Origin of the sequence: Metabacillus sp. 113a, from assembly GCF_050107635.1 — a bacterium.
Taxonomy (GTDB): domain Bacteria; phylum Bacillota; class Bacilli; order Bacillales; family Bacillaceae; genus Metabacillus_B.
In genome coordinates, this window is the sequence record NZ_JBNILJ010000057.1 from 1 (window position 1) to 223 (window position 223).

Below are 223 nucleotides of genomic sequence, written 5' to 3' on the forward strand. Positions count from 1 at the left end.
CTTAGGCTGGTTGACTATGACCGCCAACCACAGGTGCATAGCGAATATTCATTGCACCGACTACATCTCTATGTTTTTCGAATCCGCACTGACACGTATATTTCCTGTCTATGGCTTTATTTTTTTTAGAACATTTCGGACAAGTTTGACTCGAGTAGGCGGGATTCACATATTCAACTTTAATACCCACTAGGTTTGCTTTATATTCGATGAAATGAGACAG

General features: G+C 40.4%; 1 protein-coding gene. It reads right to left on the bottom strand.

Going from position 1 to position 223, the window contains the following annotated elements; genetic code table 11:
- Position 1: 1 nt before the first annotated feature.
- The coding region (locus ACQCVE_RS19690; protein ID WP_426863679.1) for a transposase at positions 2 to 223 on the bottom strand (222 nt) is incomplete at its 5' end.